This is a genomic window from Nostoc sp. JL34 (genome assembly GCF_017114945.1).
Lineage (GTDB): Bacteria > Cyanobacteriota > Cyanobacteriia > Cyanobacteriales > Nostocaceae > Nostoc.
Map to the genome: position 1 here is coordinate 26,220 of NZ_JABXKQ010000063.1, position 22,125 is coordinate 48,344.

Genomic DNA, 22,125 nt, shown 5'->3' on the forward strand with positions numbered 1-22,125 from the left:
AACGATGCTTATCGACTTTGAACTATGGACTCTTGACTAGAGTTTTCAAGTTCTGGAAATTCTACTTTGGCAGGTTTCCAACCACCTGCCCAAGCAAGGCATAGATGACGGAAGCGATCGCCCCGCACCTCAAAATTTGGGTACTGGTCAAAACTCGCACAAGCCGGAGATAGCAACACCACAGGCGCTTGATACTGCTTGGCTAATTCTGCCGACTTGGGAATTGCTCTTTCCATAGTTTCCACAATATGGTACGTATGATACCCCACCTCTCGCAGACGTTTGGCAAATGCAGGTGCAGCAGAACCAATCAATAGCACAGCAGCAGCTTTGGTTTGAATTTGTGCTAGCCAGGCAGTATCATCACCCGCTTTAGCTTCTCCACCAGCAATTAAAATCGCCGGACTGTTAACAGATGCTAAACCAACTTCAGCCGCATCATAGTTGGTGGCTTTGCTGTCGTTAATGAAATCAATCCCTTCCCATGTGCAGATATGCTCCAAACGATGGGCAACTCCAGGAAATTCCCGAACTGCAAGTGCGATCGCATCACGATTAATTCCCGCTAATCTTGCTGTTGCTACTGCCATCAACAGATTTTGCTGGTTATGTTCTCCCACCATTCGCAAACTAGATACTTTCACAATTGGTTCTGGTGCAGAGGTTGCAGTCAATTTTTCCACAACCCAGCCGTCTTCAATGTAAAAGCCTTTTTCGCTAATCAGAAAATCTTTTCCTCTCACACTTGTCCAATAGGCATCAGGCCAAGCACTTAAACCTAGCTGGCTCAAGTAGGCATCATCACCATTGAACACTTGCAACTCAGACTGACGTAATAATTTGGCTTTGATGTTGTAATAGTTCTCTAAAGTCTGATGGCGACTAAGATGATCCGGTGTGAAAGTCGTCCAAACACCGATCCGGGGAGCAAGAGAACTCGAAGATTCTATTTGATAGCTACTAACTTCCGCAATCACCCAATCAACATGATTTTGGATCGCAGTTCCTGCCCCTCTGCCCCCCTGCCCCTCTGCCCCCCTGCCCCTCTGGGATAGGGCAACTTCACAAGCGGCGTAGCCAATATTACCGCAGGCGGGTGCATTTAATTCTGCTGCTTGGAAAATGGCAGCAATTAAAGCTGTGGTAGTAGTTTTGCCGTTAGTGCCGGTAATTCCTACCCAAGGTAGCGATTGTAAATTTCGCCAAGCGAGTTCCATTTCGCCAATGGTTTCAATACCTAACTGGCGTGCCTCAACTAATACGGGAATATCCCAAGGCACGCCAGGACTAACGACTATTAATTGGGGTAAATTAGCACCATTCAATTCTAGGGATTGTCCTAGTTTCACGGTTATTTGCTCGGCAGCGAGTTCTTGTTGTTGTTCTAGGAGGGTTTTGGAGGTGTTGCCATCACTTAGCTCTACCTCCCAACCTTCCCGTTTCAACAATCTCGCCGCAGCAACACCGGACTTTCCCAATCCAACAACATGAGCTTTGGACATAGATTGCAGCAGAGTGTCCCTGGTTAAGCACTCCCTATAGTAGCGTTTCTTGGCAAAAATTACACAAGTTTTTGTTGACCTACGCTACAGATTTTTGACGATCGCACCGAAGTCAGCTAAAACACGGGCATGATTGCGAACTAGTCCCAGCAGATGTAGTCGATTACGCTTGATTTCTGGATCGGAGTCCATAACTAAAACGCTATCTGGGCCATCAAAGAAGTTACTAACTGCCGGAGCAATTTTTGCTAATGCTGCTACTAACAGTTGATAATTTCGTGTCTGCTGTGCTGCTTCAGTTTGCGGCACTGATTCGATTAGCGCATTATACAAAGCGTCTTCAGAGGGCTTTTGGAATAATTCTTGACGAACTACGGTTGTCGGTTCTAGCTGTTTTGTATCCAAATCGCCTTGGGCGGCTAATCGTGTGGAACGGTTAACGGTTTCGTAGATGTTATCTAAGGTACTGTCGTTGCGGATTTGTTGTAAGTATAAGGCGCGATCGCGGACATCCAATAAATCTTTTAACGTCCGTTCTGTGTATTCTGGGTCGTTTTCTCCCAAAACTGCATTTACTAAGTCGTAATCAATCTGCTTTTCTTCTTGTAATAAAGTGCGGATGCGTTGCAAGAAAAACTCTTGTAATGCTGTGGTTAATGATGTCTGTTCTTTGTGATATTTTGCTGCAAAGTCTATCGATATTTGCTTCAATAAATCATCTAAATTTATTGGCAGATTATCAAACCAAACAATTTTAACTACAGCATTAGCAGCACGGCGCAAGGCAAAGGGATCGGAGGAACCAGAGGGAATTAAACCTAATCCAAAGATACTCACTAAAGTATCTAATCTATCTGCCAAACCAACAATTTTACCCGTGAGAGTTCCAGGTAAGACATCACCGGCTCCCGTTGGCAAATAATGTTGATAAATTGCCTTTGCTACTTCCGCATCTTCACCGCTAGCTAAGGCATATTTTTCTCCCATAATGCCTTGCAATTCCGGGAATTCATACACCATTTGTGTCACTAAATCTGCTTTACATAATAAAGCAGCACGTTGGATTCTTTGGCTTTGGTCTTCCGCTAATTCTAATTGACTGCTAATTTGCTCGGCGATTTTAACTATTCTATCTACCTTGGCACGCACCGAACCCAATTCTTCTTGGAAAGTGACTTTTTCTAACTGGGGTAAAAAGTTTTCTAAAGGCTTAGTTAAATCAGCTTCGTAGAAAAATCTACCATCAGCTAATCTGGCACGAATTACCCTTTCGTTCCCGATAGCAACAATATCTGATTTCTTGGGATCGCCGTTAGAAATGGTGATGAAGTTGGGCAATAATTCTTGCTCAAAACTCCCTGGTTTGAATACAGGAAAATAACGTTGATGAGTAACCATCACTTCAGTAATTACCTCAGTTGGTAATTCTAAAAATTCTGGTTCAAATTTCCCAACAACTGCGGAGGGATATTCTACAAGGTTGGTTACTTCCGCTAACAAATCGGAGTAAATTACTGTATACCCGCTTAAATTCTCTGCAACTGCATTTACTTGCTCTTTAATCAGATTTGCCCGTTCTTCTGGGTCAACGGTGACATAAGCAGACTTGAGGGCGGTAACATAATCAGTAGCCTGGGCAATTGTCACAGGTTCAGGATGCAAAACCCGATGACCTTGAGAAATGCGATCGCTCTGAATCGTTTTAGAACCATTTACTAATTCTAAAGGCAGCACTGTCTCATCTAACAAAGCTACCAGCCAGCGAATTGGTCGCGAAAACCTCGCATCCCCATTCCCCCAACGCATCAACCGCTTACCTTCTAAACCCCAAATCCACTGGGAAATAAGTTCTGTCAAAATTTCCGCGACAGGACGACCGGGAATTTTTTTGAGAACAAAGACAAATTCTCCTTTGTCAGTGGGGCGAAGGAACAGCGCATCCACTTCCACGCCTTGCTTTTTGGCGAAGCCGATAGCAGCAGCAGTAGGCTGACCATCTTTAAAGGCGGCTTGGGCGGGGGGCCCTTTAATTTCTTCTTCTCGATCTGGTTGCTGCGATGGTAGCCCTGTAATCAATACTGCCAACCGCCGGGGAGTACCGTACACCTGGACACTTGCGCCCTTGAGACTGTTTGCTTCCAGGCTTTGGGGAATGCGTTCCTGCCATTGCACTAAAGCATCACTGAGAAAACTTGCAGGTAGTTCTTCTGTACCAACTTCTAATAGAAACGCAGGCATATAACACTGTTTTCAACTTTGCGTAGCTCAACTTTATCAGTTATTCTCAAGCGATCGCTCGTGACTTTTAGCTGAATCGGTCAATGCGAAAACGAGGTGTTGAGTCTTTGTCAACGGGTCGCACCCATGATTCCCCAATTTCAGCCAAGCTTGTTGGGAAGGAATGGGCACTCTGGGACTGGATACTGGGAAAAAGTTTTTTAAAATTTGGTGTCGGTAAAAGCTACCACCATAATTTTTTCGATTCGGTACCCAATCTCCAGTCCCCTTTACTAAGGTTTCTTATTGTGCGCTAGCTACGATTTGATTCCAGGCTTTGACTGCTGTCTGTAAATTCTTTGGTAGGTTATTTTGAGAAATATCGTTGTACTGAACCGTACCCTCTTGGCTGGTGAGAGTGTAGGTAATATAGTCAGCAGCACCACTGGGGGCTGGATAACTCAGATTCTGGAATTTACTAAACTTAGAACGTTGTAGCGATCGCACAAATTGTTGCACTTGTTGCACAGAAACACGGCGAATACTACGTTCAGAATCATTGGCATCACCAATCCGCACGCGAATCAATCGCCCATCTTTGAGTAAAACAGTCTCGTAGGTTCTGCCAGCAAAACCACCACTGGAGATTTGTCGAAATACTATATCTCGATCTAATGGTGGTGGTAACTCGCTGACTGGAATTTGCACAGGGGCTAGTGTATTTTCATTAGCCTTTTGATTCAGTCTGAGTGCGGAACCTGTTTGATTGGTATGATAAACCAAGGTTTGGTCAACCGCACCGACAACCACTCGCCAGCCTGATACCAAAGCTTGGGTACAGAATTCATCAGCATTAGCTAATTCTAAACAGCTATCTCTCCAAGTTTGCTGTTGAGCCTCAATGATGGTTAGCTGAGAGATTGGCTGTTGCAAACGTCTAGATGCGGCTTGCAAAACAGCATTTTTTACAGATGCGGGTAATTTATCTGGTAGATTGTCTGAGGGAGTGTTTGCGGAAGCTAAACGTAGCGATCGCCCATTATTATTGGTGTGATAAATCCAGTTTTCTTTGCCATTGGATACCACAATCCGCCAACCAGGAACTAACGCTTCGGTGCAGAGTTCATCAGGTTGAGGCAGTTCTAAGCAACCATTGCGCCAATTCTGTTGATGATAGTCAATAATTTGCAGTTGTCTGGTTAAAATTCCCTGTCTACGGGCTAAATCTTGCAGTACTGCGTTGGCTACTGGACGTGGCAAGCGGTTTGATTTCAAATTGTCTTTTATAACTTCATTGCTTGTTTCTAGCGATAAGTTTGTAGAAGCGCCTGTAGCATCTTTGATAAGTGTTAAACCGCTTGCAACAGACAAAATTCCCGTCAGAATCAAAGCAGTGAAAATTCGCCCTTGATTGGTATTAAAGTAGTTTTTCAGCATGATTTTCATAGTAATATAGGGATGTTAGTCAAGAGTTATAGAACTCAAAAATAGTATCCAGCCATTTAAGGACAGTAAAATATATAATTCCAGAACTTCAATAGTTGGAATTAGTTTAGTATTTGTCTTCTGAAACAGATATAAAGATAGACGCTGATGTACTGATTATTTGTTCCTTATACAAATTTTGTATGAAGATACACTCAATCAAAACGCCCTTTGTCCTGCATCAATCAAGTGAAAACTCAGAATTTCAGACTTCTCTAGATAGTTCTGCCATCTCCAATCGAGTACAGAAATTCGGTGGCAAAGAAGAATCTATACTGCTGTCCTGAAAAATAGTTTCCAAGATAACCGCATCAAACATGCCACTTCTGTACGAGATGCTGCGCGTAGCTTGTTTTCGCGTAGAGGTAGGCTAACACAACATTTTTTGCTTTATCTTGGTAATCGAGGGTTAGATAAAAGTAATTTTAGAAGAGAATGCGACAGAACTTTAGCTGAGGTTTTGCTCGGCTCAATTTAACGTATACAATATTTTGAAAATAATCTCAGGCAATATTAGGCGCTGATAGCTTGTTGTTCAGATTCAACTAACTGATTGGTAGGTAGATCAAATCTAATAGTACTAGCTGCCCAGTCCTTAAAATCGGGTGCTAGCCAGACTAGCTTGCACAAAATTTCATCATTTACCCACAACACCAAGGGAAACCGAAACTGTTTCCGAAACTCATCTCGCATGATATTGGTACTGATGATTAGTTGGTTAATTGCCACTACAGATTCTAAACCCCGTACCATCAAAGCTTCAGGTTGAGTAGCACCAATTTCAGTTGTAATAGCTGTGTACAGTTTATCAGCCGCAGGTGAGAGCAAAATTTCGTGAATATCTGCTGATGAAAACTCTGTTAACAAATTCAGGACTTGCTGCTGCCTTTGAACACAGTTACAACACGCTAATAACAGTGAAAACTCTCCACCAGAAACCATCATCGCCCTTGCCAGCCTCTTAGTGGCTGCTATGCTGCTAACTGTATTGTTTTCCGAATTACTTAAGCTAATCATTAAAAAATCCTGCTTTTGATTTTAAAAAGAGTTGAGCAATATTCAGTTATTCTACCCTATTAATTTTTACTCAAAAGTGTTATGCGGGTAACTTGGATGACGTTTTCTCTGTAATACTAAGCATTAGATGACGAACAAGCATATTGTGTATTATCTCATATTTACAATTAAGGGGTAATATAAAGCTAGTATTAATACAATGTAAGTAAAAGGGGGCAGGCGAAGAATTAGCAATTGAATTATTACTGTATTCTCATAGATTTTCGCATATACCAGCGATTAAGTAATTATTTCTTAAGATAGAGTTAAAAAAATACTCAGTAAAAGTCTAGCAGTAAAGATTGGGAAGTGGAAGAAAACTTAATTTATAGTAGTTTTCAATTGCGCCCCTACTTAGATATGGGGTTTATCTGCGTCATTTTTCTTCTGTGTCGCCGCTGCGCGTAGCAAGCTTTCAGAGTAGGGGTACGGGTGACGCTATTTACGTCGCTATAGCTTCACTTCACACTAACACCAGAAACCCTCCTACAGTAATAGCTAACCGCATCACCGTGTCTTCTCAACAAGTCACTTTGGGATGGGTATAGAGTTTAAAAAGTAAAAAGAGTGCTACACATAAAGAAATTCAGGGGATTTAACAAGGACGCCTTGTTTCTTGACGGCAGTCTGCCTAAGTGGCTTATCGGAGAGTAACAAATCTTTTTATTTCTTTCTCTAACTACATTTAGTTGCTCTCAAACTATTTTTTCTTTTACCTTTTAAATTTCGCCTTGTTTAGTGGAATGGTATCAGCCCAAGATGCAAAAATCTTTGTCCATTCAAGCTAACTCATCCGTTTGATAGAACTGTAGCTCGAAGATGTCGTTCCGTTAGTCAGAAGACACGGAATATTTAGCTTTCTATGATCAGTTCAGAACATCTGACTATAACAACAAGTTTAGAATTTGCTCCATTCTTTGAGGTAGATAGCCATGCAAAAATGCGTGTAAATATTTAATTTTTTGAAAATAATCAGGAATATCACACCATGCTATTTAAAGATCGGAGGTTTGCAGGTCAACTTTTGGCTAAGGAGTTAACTGCTTATGCCAACCGCCCAGATGTTCTGGTATTAGGGCTACCAAGGGGTGGCATACCCGTTGGCTTTGAAGTTGCCAAAGCGTTAAATGCTCCCTTAGATGTTTTGGTAGTACGTAAATTGGGTGTGCCCGATCAAGAAGAATTGGCTATGGGAGCGATCGCATCTGGTGGTGTGCGGATAGTCAATAAATATATTATCAGCCTGGTGAAGATATCCGATGAAGTAATTGCCAAGGTTGCGGTGCAAGAAGAACGGGAGTTAGAACGACGAGAACGACTTTATCGCGGAAATCGCCCCTTCCCAGACTTACAGGGACGCACAGTTATCTTGGTAGATGATGGTTTAGCTACAGGTGCAACTATGTGGGCTGCTGTTGTGGCTGTGCGAAAACAGCAACCGGCTCAGATTGTGATTGCTGTACCTGTGGCTGCACCTGAAACTTGCCAAGAGTTGGAAACTGAGGTAGACGAAATCGTTTGTGTCTCGACACCAAGCCCTTTCCACAGCGTTGGTCTTTGGTACGAAGACTTTCCCCAAACTACGGATGAAGAAGTCTGCCATTTACTCGCAAAAGCGGCAAAGAACGGCGATCCAATATCTCTCGGTATGTAGATAAGCGGCGTTGCATATTTGCGGGATGATTTTGCTAGTTTTGTGGGATGGGCATCTTGCCCGTCCCTTGTATTTCAGGGCTCTCGTGTCGCCCACCCTACAAGAATCATCCCTTGATTCAGCAACGCCAGATAAGCTTTGATTTTTGGGAATGGCAAGATCAAGTTTCTGAAATAGTCTTAATGGCGAGGCTTTGAGGTCGAGGGATGTCTTTATTTGTCTTGTTGTTCTTGCTCAAACTCAACCAATATCTGCCTGAATCGATTTAGAGTAGAGAGTAACTAAAATACAAAGAAAGGGAAATTCGTGTTCTAAGGTGGAAGCTTCGAGTTCAGAAGTGGAATGGTGAGGGTTAAAGCCGCAATTTCGAGGATCAAAAGTGCAACTTCGAGGGTTAAAGCCGCAATTTCGAGGGTTGGAGGTGGAGCGATCGCTCTTTTTGCTCGACAGTTCGTGTAAAAAGGTACAAGTTTCGAGTTCAGAGGTGGAATGCTAAGGCTTTGAAGTGGAGCGTAGCAGCTTAGCAGCTTGTGATCAGACATTGGCTCAATGCAATCCTTGATACAGGCTACATTATTAATTAGCTCAATTTCTCTGCTGCGCGTCTAAGCAGCAACTTGTCGTCAGGCATCGCCTCTGTAAAACCCGAAATGACTAACGAAGAACTGCTGGAAATTATTGAACAAGCTGTCAGAGACAAGGTGACAGAATTAGACCTTTCTAGCAGAGGCTTAACAACGCTGCCACCGGAAATTGTCCAACTCACCAACCTGCAAACCCTCGACCTATACAACAATAGACTGAGCAGTTTACCAGCGGAATTTGGAAAACTCACTAAGCTGTGCTCGCTTAACCTCACCTACAATAAACTGAGCAGTCTGCCACCGGAAATTGTCCAACTCACTAACCTACAAACCCTCTACTTCGGAAAGAATAAACTGAGCAGTCTGCAAGCAGAAATTGTCCAACTCATTAACCTGCAAATCCTCGACCTCGAAAACAATCAACTGAGCAGTCTGCCAAAAAAATTTGGAAAACTAACCAACCTGCAATGGCTCAATCTCCGCAGTAATCAATTGAGCAGCCTGCCAGCGGAATTTGGAAAACTCACCAACCTGCAAATTCTCTATCTGGACAACAATCAATTGAGCAGTCTGCCAGCAAAATTTGGAAAACTCACCAATCTCCAATGGCTCCATCTCAGCGGCAATCAACTGAGCAGTCTGTCAAAGGAATTTGGAAAACTAACCAACCTGCAATGGCTTAACCTCAGCGACAATCAACTGAGCAGTCTGCCACTGGAAATTCTCCAACTCACCAACCTGCAAACGCTTTACCTCAGCGACAATCAACTGAGCAGTCTGCCACTGGAAATTGTCCAACTCGCCAACTTGGAATCGCTGCAACTTCGTAGAAATCCACTCCCCATTCCACCTGAGATTTTAGCTCCAGGTAATGTGAATGAAATTCTCCATTTCTATTTTCGGGTGCAAGATCCAGCCGAAACCGAACCTTTCTACGAAGCAAAATTCTTGATTGTTGGCGAAGGGGAAGCCGGTAAAACCTCTTTAGCCAAGAAAATCAGCGATGAAACCTACGAACTCCAGCCAAAAGAGAAATCAACCGAAGGCATTGACGTGATCCAGTGGCACTTCACACAGCCCAATGGCAAAGATTTTCGCGTCAACATCTGGGACTTTGGCGGTCAGGAAATCTACCACCAAACACATCAGTTTTTCCTCAGCAAGCGTTCTCTCTATGCCTTAGTTGCCGATACTCGCAAAGAAAACACTGATTTTTACTGGTGGCTGAAGGTTGTCGAACTCTTGAGCGACAAGAGTCCAGTTATCATCATCAAAAACGAAAAACAAGACCGTCAGTGCGAAGTCGATGGGGGGCAGTTACGAGGAGAATTTGACAACTTGAAAGAAATTCTGGCGACCAATTTAGCTGATAATCGCGGTTTGGCAGAGATTAAAAAGGCTATTCAACTTTACATCAGCAATCTTAACCACGTTGGTACACCTCTACCAAAACTCTGGGTAAGAGTCAGAGCCGCCCTAGAGAACTATTCCCGAAATTACATCAGTTTTGAAGAATACTGTACCCTTTGCCGACTCAATAATTTAACAGACCGTAAAGATATGCTGCGCTTAAGCAACTATCTACATGATCTCGGCGTTTGCCTCCACTTTCAAGACGATTCTACACTCAAACACTACGTCATCCTTAAACCGGAATGGGGGACAACTGCCGTTTACAAAGTTTTGGATAATCAAACTGTCAAGCAAAAGCTAGGTTGTTTTACCAAGGAAAACCTCAAAGATATTTGGCAAGACGACAAATATGCCGAAATGCGCGATGAACTCCTGCAATTAATGATGCGGTTCAAACTTTGCTATGAAATCCGCGATCATCGTGACATTTATATTGCACCGCAATTGCTTTCCATTGAAAAAGCTGATTATACCTGGGACAATCGCAACAACCTGATCCTTCGCTACACCTATACATTCATGCCCAAAGGCATCCTCACCCGTTTTATTGTCGAGACGCACCCTTGGATTGAACAGCAAAAACTCGTTTGGAAAAGTGGCATTGTTCTCAACAAAGACCAAACTCGTGCAGAAGTCATTGAAAACTATAATCAACGGGAAATTAAAATCCGTGTAGCCGGAAACCGCAAAAAAGAATTGATGGCTGTGATCACCCATGAACTCGAAAAAATCCACAACTCTTACGAACGTTTGCAATATCAAACTTTAGTTCCTTGTAACTGTGAGACTTGCAAAAATCTGCCTATACCTTATTCCTATTCTCTGGAAAAACTCAATAAGCGCTTGAACGATCGCCGTTATCAAATTGAGTGTGAAAACAGCTATGAAATGGTAGATGTCCGCAAGTTAATTGATGATGTCATGTTTCAAACCGTTAGAGGCGATGGGGAAATCAACCTTCAAGTTGCACAGTTGCAAAGCGAACTAGAGCAAAAGCGAGATGAATCATTGACACATCTGTTTCGAGATAGCAATCAACAGGAAAAACCCAAAGCGATCGCAGACTGTTTAGAGAATGTTTTACCAACACCACCTAATCCGCAAATACCTATGTCTGAAACAGTAACTAGAAATCAAGTTTTCATCAGCTATAGTCATCACGATCAGGAGTGGCTCACCAAACTTCAGAAACACCTCAAACCAATGATTCGCAACCAAAATCTGCTTGTGTGGGACGATACCAAAATCCAAGCTGGTGCTAAGTGGCGTCAAGAAATCGAAAATGCTTTAGCAGCAGCAAAAGTAGCAGTATTGTTGGTTAGCCCCGACTTTTTAGCATCAGACTTTATTGCTGATAATGAGTTACCCCCATTATTAGATGCGGCTGAAGCCCAAGGACTCACGATTATCTGGATACCCTTGAGTTTTAGCAGCTATGAAGAAACAGAAATTGAAAAGTATCAATCAGCACACCCTCCTAATCAACCTTTAGACAGCTTGAACTCTGCACAAGAAAATAAAGCTTGGGTGGATATCTGTAAGAAGATCAAAGCAGCAGCAGTCCCTCAGTAAAAGATAGAGAAGATTTTCTCTCTGTGGTGATCTGTGAAAACGGTGTATTTGGAGAAGGTGCAAGATGTGAATACGAAATTGTAGCGTAAATAACCATTTTGGAATCTGTCACATTACCGCATAAATTTACCATAATGGTCGATAAAGTGTTAATTAAAAACATCGTACAAATCAAATCTAAGTAATTTCCGAACAATGAAGAGTTTGCTGATTCCTGTTCAAAATTTGCAACCAAGCGATCGCATCGCCATGTATGCGTTGCTGCAAAATCACTTCCAAGGTATAACCTGGGATGGATTTCAAATTGATCTAGAGCGGAAAAACTGGGTTTTGTTATTGAGAGATGAAACATCCAATGCACTCAAAGGATTTTCAACTTTGATGTTATGCCAAAAGACTTTTTTGGGAGAAAAAATTAGTGTAGTATATTCCGGCGACACTATCGTTGATCCTAGTGCTTGGTCGAGTACAACACTACCACGTAGTTGGATTGCCGCCATCAATTTTCTGCGTCAACACTATGCAGAAAATAAACTTTACTGGCTGCTAATTTGCTCTGGTTTTCGCACTTATCGTTTTCTCCCTACCTTTTGGCAAGATTTCTACCCGCGTTATGATGTCACAACACCTAACGATGTTAAGAATCTAATGGAGAATTTGGCACGGGAATACTATGGTAACTTATATCAAGAAGCAACTGGTATTGTCCAGTTTCCGCATCCCCAAACTTTACGGGAAGGGCTGATTGAAATTCCATCAGGACGACAAACTAATCCCCATATTCAGTTTTTTGAGCAAAAAAACCCTGGCTATCGCTTAGGTGATGAATTGGTTTGTTTAACTGAAATTAATTATGACAATCTCACCCCTGCTGGACAACGGATGTGGCGGTCAAATTCATTGTTAGAATCTGTGCAAGATTATGTTCTTATTTAATTTTTACTCATACAAATTAAAAAAAATGCGCTAGATAAGGTATTCAATCAAAGCTATTAATCACTTTCTTTACCTACCTCTATATATCAATTTTAACGAGCATCGGTAATATTTTATGCATTCTACCAGCCCACATTCAAACTTTAACAATCCAACCCAATTTGTGGAGGGATGGTATTGGGCATTACCATCGAAAGAATTAAAAGTTAGGAAGGTAAAATCTATAACTTTACTAGGTAGAAATCTGGCAATTTATCGGGGAGTTAGTGGTCAGGTAGTAGCTATAGATGCTTATTGTCCACACATGGGCGCTCATTTAGCAGAAGGGAAGGTAGAAGGTGATGGAATTCGTTGCTTTTTTCATAATTGGAAATATGATAGTCACGGAGTTTGTGTAGATGTTCCTTCTTTGGGTAAACCGCTACCTGTGTGTATTAAAACTTGGCATACGGCAGAAAAATACGGTATTATTTGGGTTTGGGTGGGAGAAGAAAAGCCAAGCTCACTGCCTTTTGTACCAGAATTAGAACAGGCAGATTGTGATTATATATTGGGCACTAAATTTCTCAAAAACTGCCATCCCAACGTCTTACTAATTAATGCAATTGATGCTCACCATTTCAATACAGTACACAATTTGCCCTTAGAGATTGTATTTAATTCCCAAGACCTCAACCCTAATGCTATTACCTTCAGCAACACTACACGGGGAGGGGATGATTCGTGGTTAATTCGCCTGATTCGTCCTTTATATCGCAACGAAGTTACTTATAGTATGTGTTACTGGTATGGCAGTACTGGCACTGTGACGCTAGGGCCGGATTTTCTGCACTTCTACATTATATTTACACTGCGAATGAGCGAAGGTGGTAAAACTGAAGGACAAACAATTCTTGTGACTCCCAAGCGTCCGAGATTTTGGGGATGGGTTTTAAATCGTGGTTTGTTATGGTTATCCCAGCAAGTTGGTAATTACTTTGCCAAGGGAGATACACAGGTATTTCAGACAATTCAGTTTGATTTAAAGACTCCTACTAAAGCAGATCAATCTATTATTGAATTTATTCAGCACATTAATCACCAGAAAGCTTTAACCTGGGCAACTTGGGACACTGTTAATTATCCAAATATTCAAACCCTATCAACACCTAGCTCTGTACATGGATTCAAAATATAACATTGTCGGTTTTGACCTACCACACACAGATTCTGATGACCGTTTACGACGGATATTAACAGCAGCATTATCCAATCAAAATAATTATGCTAATTACTCACAATTAAATTATTGGGATGCTGAATTTTTTAACTTACATCAAGTTAAAATTTTTCAGCAATCTAATATTAATGAAAAATCTGCTATTCTAGAACTTGCCAACCGCAGCCTGTTAGAAGAATCATATTTCATAGAGAAAGCAGGTGTTGGCTACATGGCAAAAATGGTACTGTTAGCAGAAACAGTTGAAGAGCGAATGCTTTATGCATTGTTTACAGCTGATGAAGCTACCCACCTTTACCAAATTAGCCATTTTTTACCAGAAATGGAAGTAACTAGCACGGACGATCCGTTTTTGCGCTTACTATCAGAAGTGGTTGAAAGTGCAGATAAAACAGTTTTGTTGTTTGTGCTGCAAGTCGTTTTAGAAGGATGGGGTTTAAGCCATTATCGGCGTTTAGCAAAGGAATGCCGCTATCCAGTTTTAGCAGAACTTTTTTCCAGTTTTTTACAATCTGAATCCCGTCATCACGCCACGGGAACTACCTTGTTGAATCAAATTACTGTTTCAGCATTTAGTCAAACAACAATTCTTGATGTATTGGCACAGTTTTTGTTTATGGTACAGGTGGGGCCGCAAAGTTTACTAACAGCAGTCGAACAAGTGAAAGGACATCTGACGCGATCGCAAAAAATCCAAATTTTAGAAGAACTAGATACAGAGACTCACAGTGGAACGCGATTACAAATATTGCGATCGCTCATGGGAGGAAAATCAGCCCAGTCTATCCTGCAAAATTTAGAAGAACGCGGAGCCTTTGAACCACTCCCCGCCCATCAATGTGTGTAATAAATATCAATCTTATCTCTGCGTGAAATAAAAAAGGATATGGAAAAAACTATTCATCGCAAATTACAAATTAACCACACTCGCAACAAACAGCAAGATCATACTGCTTTAATGGATGAAGCAGTTACCAATTTTCGCTATGAAGATTGTCAAAACGAGTATTGGAACCCAGAGGAGTTTTCCCTGCTATATGGTACACCGTTATGGGAACAGTCCAGCCAACATCAGCGGATAATTTTGAACCAACTTTACTGGGTAGCTTACTACTCACAAATTGTTTCTGCGGAAATTGCAACTATCTTTTTCAATCAAACCAGTGCAGCCGGACTTTACGCCCAAGAAGATTTTCGCTTAATCTGCGATACATTAGATTTGGAATCCGCCCAAGAGCGATCGCACATTAACGCTTTCCGCACAATTGCCAAACAGGTTGAACAAGCGTTATTTGGGGAACTTATCTTTACCTACCCCATGCGCGGCCCCTTTACGGAAACGATGGTTTATGCTGACACCAATGCTCTAAAAACTTGGTGGAAAAAAATTCAACTTCAATACTTTGGGCTAATTTCTGCGAATAATACTTTTTTGGCTTGTCAGTATTTCACTGTCAGGGGAGTACGGACACTAAATGGCAAGTTAGTACAGCACAAACTCAGCAATTATTATCAAAAACATCCTCATCCTGAAGCTGCTCCAATTCCTGCTAAAGTCTCCTATTATCACTTCATGGATGAAAGTTTTCACTTCAATAGTTCGACAATTATATCTCACGATGTTATCACTTGTCTTAAGCCACCAACTGCTTTTGAGCGACTGGTTGCTAATTTAGGATTGCTAGGATGTCAGCGCGATCATTTTCATTTTTCTGCGGCGATTAACGGGATATTTTGGTACGATCCGGCGCTGTATAGCAAGATTTATTGGGTGTTGCGATCGCCAATTTTTGAGATGAGTGACAAAGATGCTAAAGAAATGATGCGGCGTTGTTTTACGGAAGAGTCGGAAGGATTAAAACGCAGTTTTTCAACTCATCAGGAGGCGATGAAATCTTATCAGGTGTATGTTGAAAAGCTCGATTATCTTTGGAAACGTAATCGGGATATGTCACTGATGGCTACTAATTCAATTTCTCGATATTTGGCGAATCAAAAAAGGGCTTTTCAAGGTTTTGAACATCGAGATAATTTGTTTATTTCTCACGCAAATACGCAGAAGGGTAGAGAGGAATCAGAGAGTTTTGTTTAGATAAAATTGTTTTGTATTATGGCTGATTTTTGTACAATATCCTTTCCAGGAAGTGATTTTATTACTATCACTCTGGAATGTCATAAAAATTTGTCTGAACATCTCACGATTCAGAATTCACCTGTTTTGTTTGGTTGTCGGACTGGTATTTGCGGCACTTGTTTGGTTAAGGTTATCGGTGATATTCCTCCTCCTCAACCTGATGAACAGGAAATGTTGGAGACATTAGCAGCTAATTATCCTCATGCGCGGTTAGCTTGTCAGCTTAATGTTACAGGTAATGTTGAAATTCGTAGGCTGGAAGGTGAATTTAGTTAAACTTAGTTTAAAGACTTAGTTAAATAAAATCATGGAAACTGTAAATATCCATCAAGCTGAAACGAATCTCTCACAGCTTTTATTGCGGGTAGAGCATGGAGAAGAAATCATTATTTCTGATCAAGGCATTCCCATTGCCAAGTTGGTTCCGTTTCGCACCTCATCAAATCGCCGTGATAGTTTAGGACAGGATAAAGGGCGTTTTATAGTGCCAGAGGACTTTAACGCCCCTTTACCAGATGAGATATTGGCAGCTTTTGAGGGCGGTGAGGAGTGAAACTTTTGCTAGATACGCAGTGTTGGTTATGGTGGTTTGCCCAACCAGAGCGTTTGAATGAGGAAGCGATCGCACACATTGTCGATGAAAACAATGAATTATGGCTATCAGTTGCCAGTATTTGGGAAATAGGTATAAAAGTTGCTATCGGCAAGTTGCCACTCCCTGATCCTTTAGACAGTTATATTTCTAGTCGGATGGCACAGTTGGGAATGCGATCGCTAGAAATTAGAGTGTCTCATGCTTTACAAGCGGCTGCTTTACCATTGCATCATCGAGATCCTTTTGACAGAATGTTGATTGCACAGGCTCAGATAGAAGAAATGACGCTTGTCAGTGCCGATTCAATGTTCAATAAATACGATATTTCCCTGATTGGGGCTGCTAAATCGTGAGATTTTACTTCAATGGTTCTTGCTTATAGTGCAACAATTTGCCACTATCTATATTATCAAACTAGCGATCAGACTTGTCAGTTTTGGGAAATGTTGGGTTTCATAACGTCAAACCGACCTACTCACTAGAAGGTTTTAGCTCTTCAGCTGTGTAAAGGCTAAATCGAACGTAGGCAGCTCACCTTTACATCAGCAACAATATCCTTCGACAGCTAGCTCCAATGTATTGTCATGTTGCGTTTGTTGAGTCACTGGTTGGGGCACAAGGATCTGTCTCTTGATATTCAGGTTCTCCAGGTCTGTAAGACATATGAGGTGGAACCCAGACATCGTATGGCATCATGCTATCAAATGGGTAAGAGAAAGCTTCCCATGACTCTGAACCATTTAAGTATTCCCAATAAGCGAATTTGCTGACGTTAATAACTTCAATAGCTCTAGCTAGTAATTTATAGAATTTTAAAAGTAGCAGTTCAGGAGACTGGTTTTCAAGGGAACCGATGGCGTATGCATCCATTGGGTTCGGACAGACTCCATTTTCACAGCAGTATGTAATTAGGTACTGATCAAAGTAATAACAAAGGTTAACCCATTGATAGCGAGGATAATCACGATTGTAGTAGAAGAGTGTCTCTCGCATACTTTTTGAACTTACACATTGATCAGTGACAATCAAGAATGTAAATATTTGATCCAAATGATTGTACCTTTGAGCAATTGGATGACCATCTATAATTGATAAATTTTTATCACCTGCACTTCGATCTAGTTCTTTCACAGATCGAATATTATCGTAAGCCTCTGCTACTATCTTTGTAGAAGTTAACTGAGATTTAACCTCACCTACAGCAACAACTGATTCGCACGGGAAAAACATCTTACCGCCAACAGCCTCAAATGAAGGACACAAGGATGCATCGTAAATTACGATATCTATCTGACGACTAACCTTCCCATGAGCATCAAAAACAAAACCAGTTGATACACCAAAACGTTTGGGTAGATGCTTCCGAAGAAAATCTCGAATTACTTCCTCACGCCCTGTTCCCAGTTCTCCTGGATGTGAAATCAATTTTTGTTGTAATACTATACGCATTTGTTCTGCAACACTCTTGAGCAATTGAGATACATGGAATTCAGCCATCTAGTCCTCCTGATTGTTGCGACCAGACAATTCTAGATAATCTTTAGCTTTACAAGCAACAATGATTACTAAACTACCTACCTAAAATGTATAAGCACTATTACTCCATAAGCTAATTAGAATGTAAAACAATTCTTCCTAAATTTGCCTGTAGATACACCAAAAGAGATACAGCAATATTTACTTCAGACATTGCCATAATTTAAATACGATCGCTCCCACCCACCATGCAATTTGCAGATTTCTGGTATATTGTCGCACTCAGCGAACAGTTACAACCTAACAAGGTATTACCACGAACCGTTTTAGGAGAATGGTTAGCGATATTTCGCGGTGAAGATGGACAACCCGTAGCTTTGCGCGATCGCTGTTTACACCGCAATAGCCGTCTATCATCAGGTAAAATCTGTAACGGTGCTTTACAGTGTCCCTATCATGGTTGGGTATATAACGGCGTTGGAAACGTGATTGCTGTTCCAGCCGAAGGTGATGATTTCAAACCTTCGCCACAGCGTCGAGCCAAGTGTTACGCTACCAAAGAACAGGATGGCTATGTTTATGTACGGTTAGCTGATACCCCAAGTATTGATCTTGAACCATTTTCTATGCCTCACTACGGACAAACAGGATGGGAGACGGTGCGGGTAATTAACCGTTTTGCTAATAATGTTACTAATTGTGCAGAGAACTTTATTGATATTCCCCATACGGCTTTTGTTCATCCTGGTGTTTTCCGTACTTCCCGCCAACAAAAGTTAGAGATGACTGTAGAACGCTGGAATGGTTCGGTTTTGGTGGAGTATCGCAACGAAAACAATAATTTGGGATGGTACAGCCGTTTTCTGAATTTGCAGGGTGCAGAGATTAAACATAGCGATCGCTTTTATATGCCAAACATTACCTCTGTAGAGTATAAGATGGCACATAATCGCCATTTGTTCATTACTAGTCAATCTATTCCAGAAACCGATAATTCAACTCTGGTTTACACCGATGTCACCTATAACTATGGTATTTGGAATAAGTTAGCACGTCCTTTTGTGCGGTGGACTGCTCAACACATTATCCGCCAAGACGTGGAAATTTTGGGGATTCAGGGGGAAGTGATCGCTAAATATGGCACACAATTTTATAATACCCCTGCGGACACAATTCATATATTTGTAGAGTCAATTATGGCAGCTATATCTCGTGGAGAAGATCCGCGTTTATTGCCAAATCAATCAGTAAAAGTCACATTTTGGGTTTGAAAATAATTCGTAATTCGTAATTAATTAAAATCGGTGTGAGCAATCAGAAGTGGGAATACAAAACTTTTCACAACTACTAATTTTTGGCTCTTTTATCGGATTAGTTGGTTGGACTATTATCAATCAGGTTGGACGAACTCAACTTCAAGCTAAAAGTCGTGAAGATTGGTTGCTAGATGGTATTGGATTAACGATTCAAGGAATTTTGATTCCTTTACTACAAGCTACTTTAGTTTATTGGCTTTCTCAATATTTACTACCAACTCAACAAGGATATTTAAAAGTATCATTAGTTCCAGCTTTTATTATTAGTTTTGTTGTGGTTGATTATTTTTATTATTGGAATCATCGTTTATTACATACTAAATTATTGTGGAAAGTTCATCAAGTCCATCATACCGTTACTCAGATGGATGTATTAGGAACTTCTCGCAACACACTTTGGACAAGTTTGTTAATTATTTATTTATGGATACATACTTTATTTTTATATCTGTTAGCCGATCCAACAGGTTATTTACTTGGAGTAAGTCTAACTTCTGCCTTAGATTTATGGCGACATAGCAGTTTGATAATTCCTGAAAGTAGCTGGCTTTATCAATTTTTATCTTCTTGGCTAATCTTACCACAGGATCATGCTTGGCATCATTACCGGGAAGTCCACAATTATAACTATGGGGCTAATCTGAAAATTTGGGATAAGTTACATGGAACATATTATGACAGCAAAAACTTGCCATCTATAATCGGAATTCCTAGCTCATTAAACTTGTTCCAAAAACTTTTCTTTCCATTCTCATGACAGTTCTAAGTAAAATTCTTTCGTTTTTTCCCACCTTTATATTATTGCTAACTGGCGCAGCAATAGTCTACCTCGCCTATTCACCCAACATTTTCAGCATTCTGGCGGTGTTCCTTTCTATTTATGGGCTACCAGTGCTAGTTTATCGCTTGCATGAATGGGTTTATCCTGTGCGGGAGGGGATTAGTTATCTACAAGGTAAAGAGTATAGTCCCTGGTGGGGTAGTCATCAAATCCAGGTAATTTATATTGCAATCCCGGTGTTGGAAGCAGTGCTGCGACTGATTCCGGGGGTATTTTCCTGTTGGTTGCGATTATGGGGTGCTAAAGTGGGGCGAGATGTATACTGGACAACAAGATTGGAGATTGCCGATCGCAGTTTATTAGAAATTGGCGATCGCGTCGTTGTCGGACATGGTGTCGGTATATATTCTCACATCATTAAACCCCGCAAGCAAAATTTAATGTTGTATGTCAAAAAAGTCAAGATTGGCAGCAATGTCTTTGTCGGTGCTGGATCTAATCTTGCTCCCGGTGTAGTCATTGGCGATGGCTCTTATTTACCAGCAGCCACCAAGCTTTATCCTAATCAAAAGGTGCAATAATGCGTCCGATTATTAAGCTTTTTGGGCAAATTCTCGCACCAACGGCGAGGCGATTTCATCAAGCTTTGGATAACCCAGAGTTAATGCAGACATCTGTACAAAGGGAGATTTGCGATCGCCTAATCAAGAGTGAGTATGGTAAAACTTTAGGAATTCATTCTGTAGACGATTGGCAGCGTGTACCAATCGTAGATTACGATGCACTCGAACCCTGGTTAAATCAGAAACAGCAGCAAATTTCCCTGACTCCCGAACCCATTTTGTTCTATGAAAAAACCTCTGGTAGCAGTGGGGCGGTGAAATGGATTCCTTATACTCAATCTTTGCGGCGATCGTTTAATCAGATGTTCTGTGTATGGGCGCACGATTTGATTGTACATGGCCCGAAATTTTCCACAGGCAAGATTTATGCTTGTATCTCGCCGCAATTAGATGTAGCTGATAGTCAAAGTTTACAGAACGATTTAGATTACTTAGATGGCTGGTTGCGTTGGTTTTTACGTCCTTGGTTAGTGATGCCAAATAAACTTAATCGGCTACATGATGCGAATTTGTTTAAACATCAACTGGCTTTGGCATTATTAGAGGCGGAAAAACTAGAAATAATTTCTATTTGGAGTCCTAGTTTTCTGCAAGTACATTTAAAATATATTCAAGAAAATCAGGATTTATTGCGAACGGAATTACACAACCGGATTTCACCTCATCGCTTGCAACTCCTGTGCGAAATTAATATTCCCTGGATGCAACTCTGGCCACATTTGAAGTTGATTTCCTGCTGGGATAGCGCCAATGCAGCAGATCAAGCGCAAGGATTAAGATTACAGTTTCCAGGTGTATTAATTCAAGGTAAAGGATTGTTAGCAACCGAAGCCCCAATGACGATTCCGTTGATTGTTGCTGGGGGATGTGTGCCAGTTCTTAATGAAGTATTTTTTGAGTTCGAGGATGAGACTGGTTGCCTGTCTGGTTTACATGAACTCAACACTGGCAAGGAATACACGATAATTTTATCGCAGAAAGGCGGATTGTATCGTTATCGAATTGGCGATCGCATCCGGGTAACTCATTACTATCGCCATACTCCCTGTTTAGAGTTTCTCGGACGACATCAAGCCGTTAGCGATTTAGTGGGCGAAAAGTTGCAAGAAACCTTTGTAAACAATGCTCTTATTAAGTTGAACTTGCAAGAAACTAATTTTAAAAGTTTGATGCCCATTGCCGATCCTCCACACTATATTTTATTATTAGATTCGGCAAAAGAAACTCCAGAAATTATCGCTCAACAACTCGATCTGGCTCTATCAGAATCGTATCATTACAAGAGAGCGAGAGCCATCGATCAACTTGCACCACCGCAGGTTTTAATCTCTAGTCAAATTCCTGAAATATTAGTTTCCCATCGTATCCGCACTGGAAGTGTTTGGGGAGGTATTAAGCATCCAATTCTGGCAACATCACCCATTAGCACTGAACTTTTACAAGAATTGAACTGGAGATTGGAGACTAGGGACTAGCTATTTTTGAAGCGCTTGCTGAAAGGGCGCTCATATCGTGTCCGGTTCAAGACTTATCATTAAGACAGCAGGGGAGCAGGGGGCAGG

General features: G+C 41.3%; 20 protein-coding genes. 14 read left to right on the forward strand and 6 right to left on the reverse strand.

The window, feature by feature from the left end; all coding sequences use genetic code 11:
- Positions 1-8: 8 nt before the first annotated feature.
- From murD to HWQ44_RS13000, 3 genes are all read right to left on the reverse strand, one after another.
- Positions 9-1,502, reverse strand: coding sequence for a UDP-N-acetylmuramoyl-L-alanine--D-glutamate ligase (murD, locus tag HWQ44_RS12990; RefSeq protein WP_292719066.1), 1,494 nt, complete (start codon positions 1,500-1,502; stop codon positions 9-11).
- 84 nt (positions 1,503-1,586) lie between these two features.
- A complete protein-coding gene (gene glyS / locus HWQ44_RS12995; protein WP_292719068.1) occupies positions 1,587-3,740 on the reverse strand; it encodes a glycine--tRNA ligase subunit beta in 2,154 nt (717 codons plus the stop codon).
- 282 nt (positions 3,741-4,022) lie between these two features.
- A complete protein-coding gene (locus HWQ44_RS13000; protein ID WP_292719070.1) occupies positions 4,023-5,165 on the reverse strand; it encodes a hypothetical protein in 1,143 nt (380 codons plus the stop codon).
- A 182-nt stretch (positions 5,166-5,347) separates the two neighbouring features.
- Here HWQ44_RS13000 and HWQ44_RS13005 point away from each other — a divergent pair, with 182 nt between their 5' ends.
- A complete protein-coding gene (locus HWQ44_RS13005; protein WP_292719072.1) occupies positions 5,348-5,491 on the forward strand; it encodes a hypothetical protein in 144 nt (47 codons plus the stop codon).
- 226 nt (positions 5,492-5,717) lie between these two features.
- Here HWQ44_RS13005 and HWQ44_RS13010 read toward each other — a convergent pair whose 3' ends face one another.
- The gene (locus tag HWQ44_RS13010) at positions 5,718-6,221 is read right to left on the reverse strand and encodes a hypothetical protein (RefSeq protein ID WP_292719074.1); all 504 of its coding nucleotides are present in this window, start codon (positions 6,219-6,221) and stop codon (positions 5,718-5,720) included.
- Between the two features lie 1,027 nt (positions 6,222-7,248).
- Here HWQ44_RS13010 and HWQ44_RS13015 point away from each other — a divergent pair.
- A complete protein-coding gene (locus HWQ44_RS13015) occupies positions 7,249-7,914 on the forward strand; it encodes a phosphoribosyltransferase (RefSeq protein ID WP_292719076.1) in 666 nt (221 codons plus the stop codon).
- 311 nt (positions 7,915-8,225) lie between these two features.
- On the opposite strand, the gene HWQ44_RS13020 is transcribed toward HWQ44_RS13015, so the two are convergent.
- Positions 8,226-8,456, reverse strand: coding sequence for a hypothetical protein (locus tag HWQ44_RS13020; protein ID WP_292719078.1), 231 nt, complete (start codon positions 8,454-8,456; stop codon positions 8,226-8,228).
- Between the two features lie 108 nt (positions 8,457-8,564).
- Here HWQ44_RS13020 and HWQ44_RS13025 point away from each other — a divergent pair, with 108 nt between their 5' ends.
- The 8 genes from HWQ44_RS13025 (at position 8,565) to HWQ44_RS13060 (ending at position 16,720) form a co-directional block, all read left to right on the forward strand.
- The gene (locus HWQ44_RS13025) at positions 8,565-11,483 is read left to right on the forward strand and encodes a COR domain-containing protein (RefSeq protein WP_292719080.1); all 2,919 of its coding nucleotides are present in this window, start codon (positions 8,565-8,567) and stop codon (positions 11,481-11,483) included.
- Between the two features lie 195 nt (positions 11,484-11,678).
- Positions 11,679-12,419: a hypothetical protein gene (locus HWQ44_RS13030; protein WP_292719082.1), complete on the forward strand. Its 741-nt coding sequence runs from the start codon at positions 11,679-11,681 to the stop codon at positions 12,417-12,419.
- Positions 12,420-12,534: 115 nt separating this feature from the next.
- The gene (locus HWQ44_RS13035) at positions 12,535-13,596 is read left to right on the forward strand and encodes an aromatic ring-hydroxylating dioxygenase subunit alpha (protein ID WP_292719084.1); all 1,062 of its coding nucleotides are present in this window, start codon (positions 12,535-12,537) and stop codon (positions 13,594-13,596) included.
- The gene (locus tag HWQ44_RS13040) at positions 13,580-14,485 is read left to right on the forward strand and encodes a ferritin-like domain-containing protein (RefSeq protein WP_292719086.1); all 906 of its coding nucleotides are present in this window, start codon (positions 13,580-13,582) and stop codon (positions 14,483-14,485) included. The genes HWQ44_RS13035 and HWQ44_RS13040 overlap by 17 nt, the downstream gene beginning before the upstream one ends.
- 39 nt (positions 14,486-14,524) lie before the next feature.
- Positions 14,525-15,730, forward strand: coding sequence for a P-aminobenzoate N-oxygenase AurF (locus tag HWQ44_RS13045; RefSeq protein WP_292719088.1), 1,206 nt, complete (start codon positions 14,525-14,527; stop codon positions 15,728-15,730).
- 18 nt (positions 15,731-15,748) lie between these two features.
- Positions 15,749-16,048, forward strand: coding sequence for a 2Fe-2S iron-sulfur cluster-binding protein (locus HWQ44_RS13050; protein WP_292719090.1), 300 nt, complete (start codon positions 15,749-15,751; stop codon positions 16,046-16,048).
- 31 nt (positions 16,049-16,079) lie between these two features.
- Complete coding sequence (locus tag HWQ44_RS13055; protein WP_292719092.1) at positions 16,080-16,325, forward strand: type II toxin-antitoxin system Phd/YefM family antitoxin; 246 nt, start codon at positions 16,080-16,082, stop codon at positions 16,323-16,325.
- Positions 16,322-16,720 (forward strand): type II toxin-antitoxin system VapC family toxin, encoded by a 399-nt coding sequence (locus tag HWQ44_RS13060; protein WP_292719094.1) that lies wholly within the window; start codon positions 16,322-16,324, stop codon positions 16,718-16,720. Before HWQ44_RS13055 ends, HWQ44_RS13060 begins: the two co-directional genes overlap by 4 nt.
- Positions 16,721-16,949: 229 nt before the next feature.
- Here the strand turns inward: HWQ44_RS13060 and HWQ44_RS13065 are convergent, their stop codons facing one another.
- On the reverse strand, positions 16,950-17,864 hold the full coding sequence (locus HWQ44_RS13065) for a DUF6602 domain-containing protein (protein ID WP_292719096.1): 915 nt from the start codon (positions 17,862-17,864) through the stop codon (positions 16,950-16,952).
- Between the two features lie 227 nt (positions 17,865-18,091).
- On the opposite strand from HWQ44_RS13065, the gene HWQ44_RS13070 reads away from it, so the two are divergent.
- From HWQ44_RS13070 to HWQ44_RS13085, 4 genes are read left to right on the forward strand one after another with little or no spacing between them, the layout of a single operon-like run.
- Positions 18,092-19,114 carry an aromatic ring-hydroxylating dioxygenase subunit alpha gene (locus HWQ44_RS13070; protein ID WP_292719098.1) on the forward strand — a complete coding sequence of 341 codons (1,023 nt, stop codon included), beginning with the start codon at positions 18,092-18,094 and terminating at the stop codon, positions 19,112-19,114.
- A 49-nt stretch (positions 19,115-19,163) separates the two neighbouring features.
- Entirely contained in the window at positions 19,164-19,916 is a 753-nt protein-coding gene (locus tag HWQ44_RS13075) for a sterol desaturase family protein (protein WP_292719100.1), read from the forward strand.
- Positions 19,913-20,521, forward strand: coding sequence for a DapH/DapD/GlmU-related protein (locus HWQ44_RS13080; protein ID WP_292719102.1), 609 nt, complete (start codon positions 19,913-19,915; stop codon positions 20,519-20,521). Before HWQ44_RS13075 ends, HWQ44_RS13080 begins: the two co-directional genes overlap by 4 nt.
- A complete protein-coding gene (locus HWQ44_RS13085; protein WP_292719105.1) occupies positions 20,521-22,038 on the forward strand; it encodes a GH3 auxin-responsive promoter family protein in 1,518 nt (505 codons plus the stop codon). Before HWQ44_RS13080 ends, HWQ44_RS13085 begins: the two co-directional genes overlap by 1 nt.
- Positions 22,039-22,125: the final 87 nt, after the last annotated feature.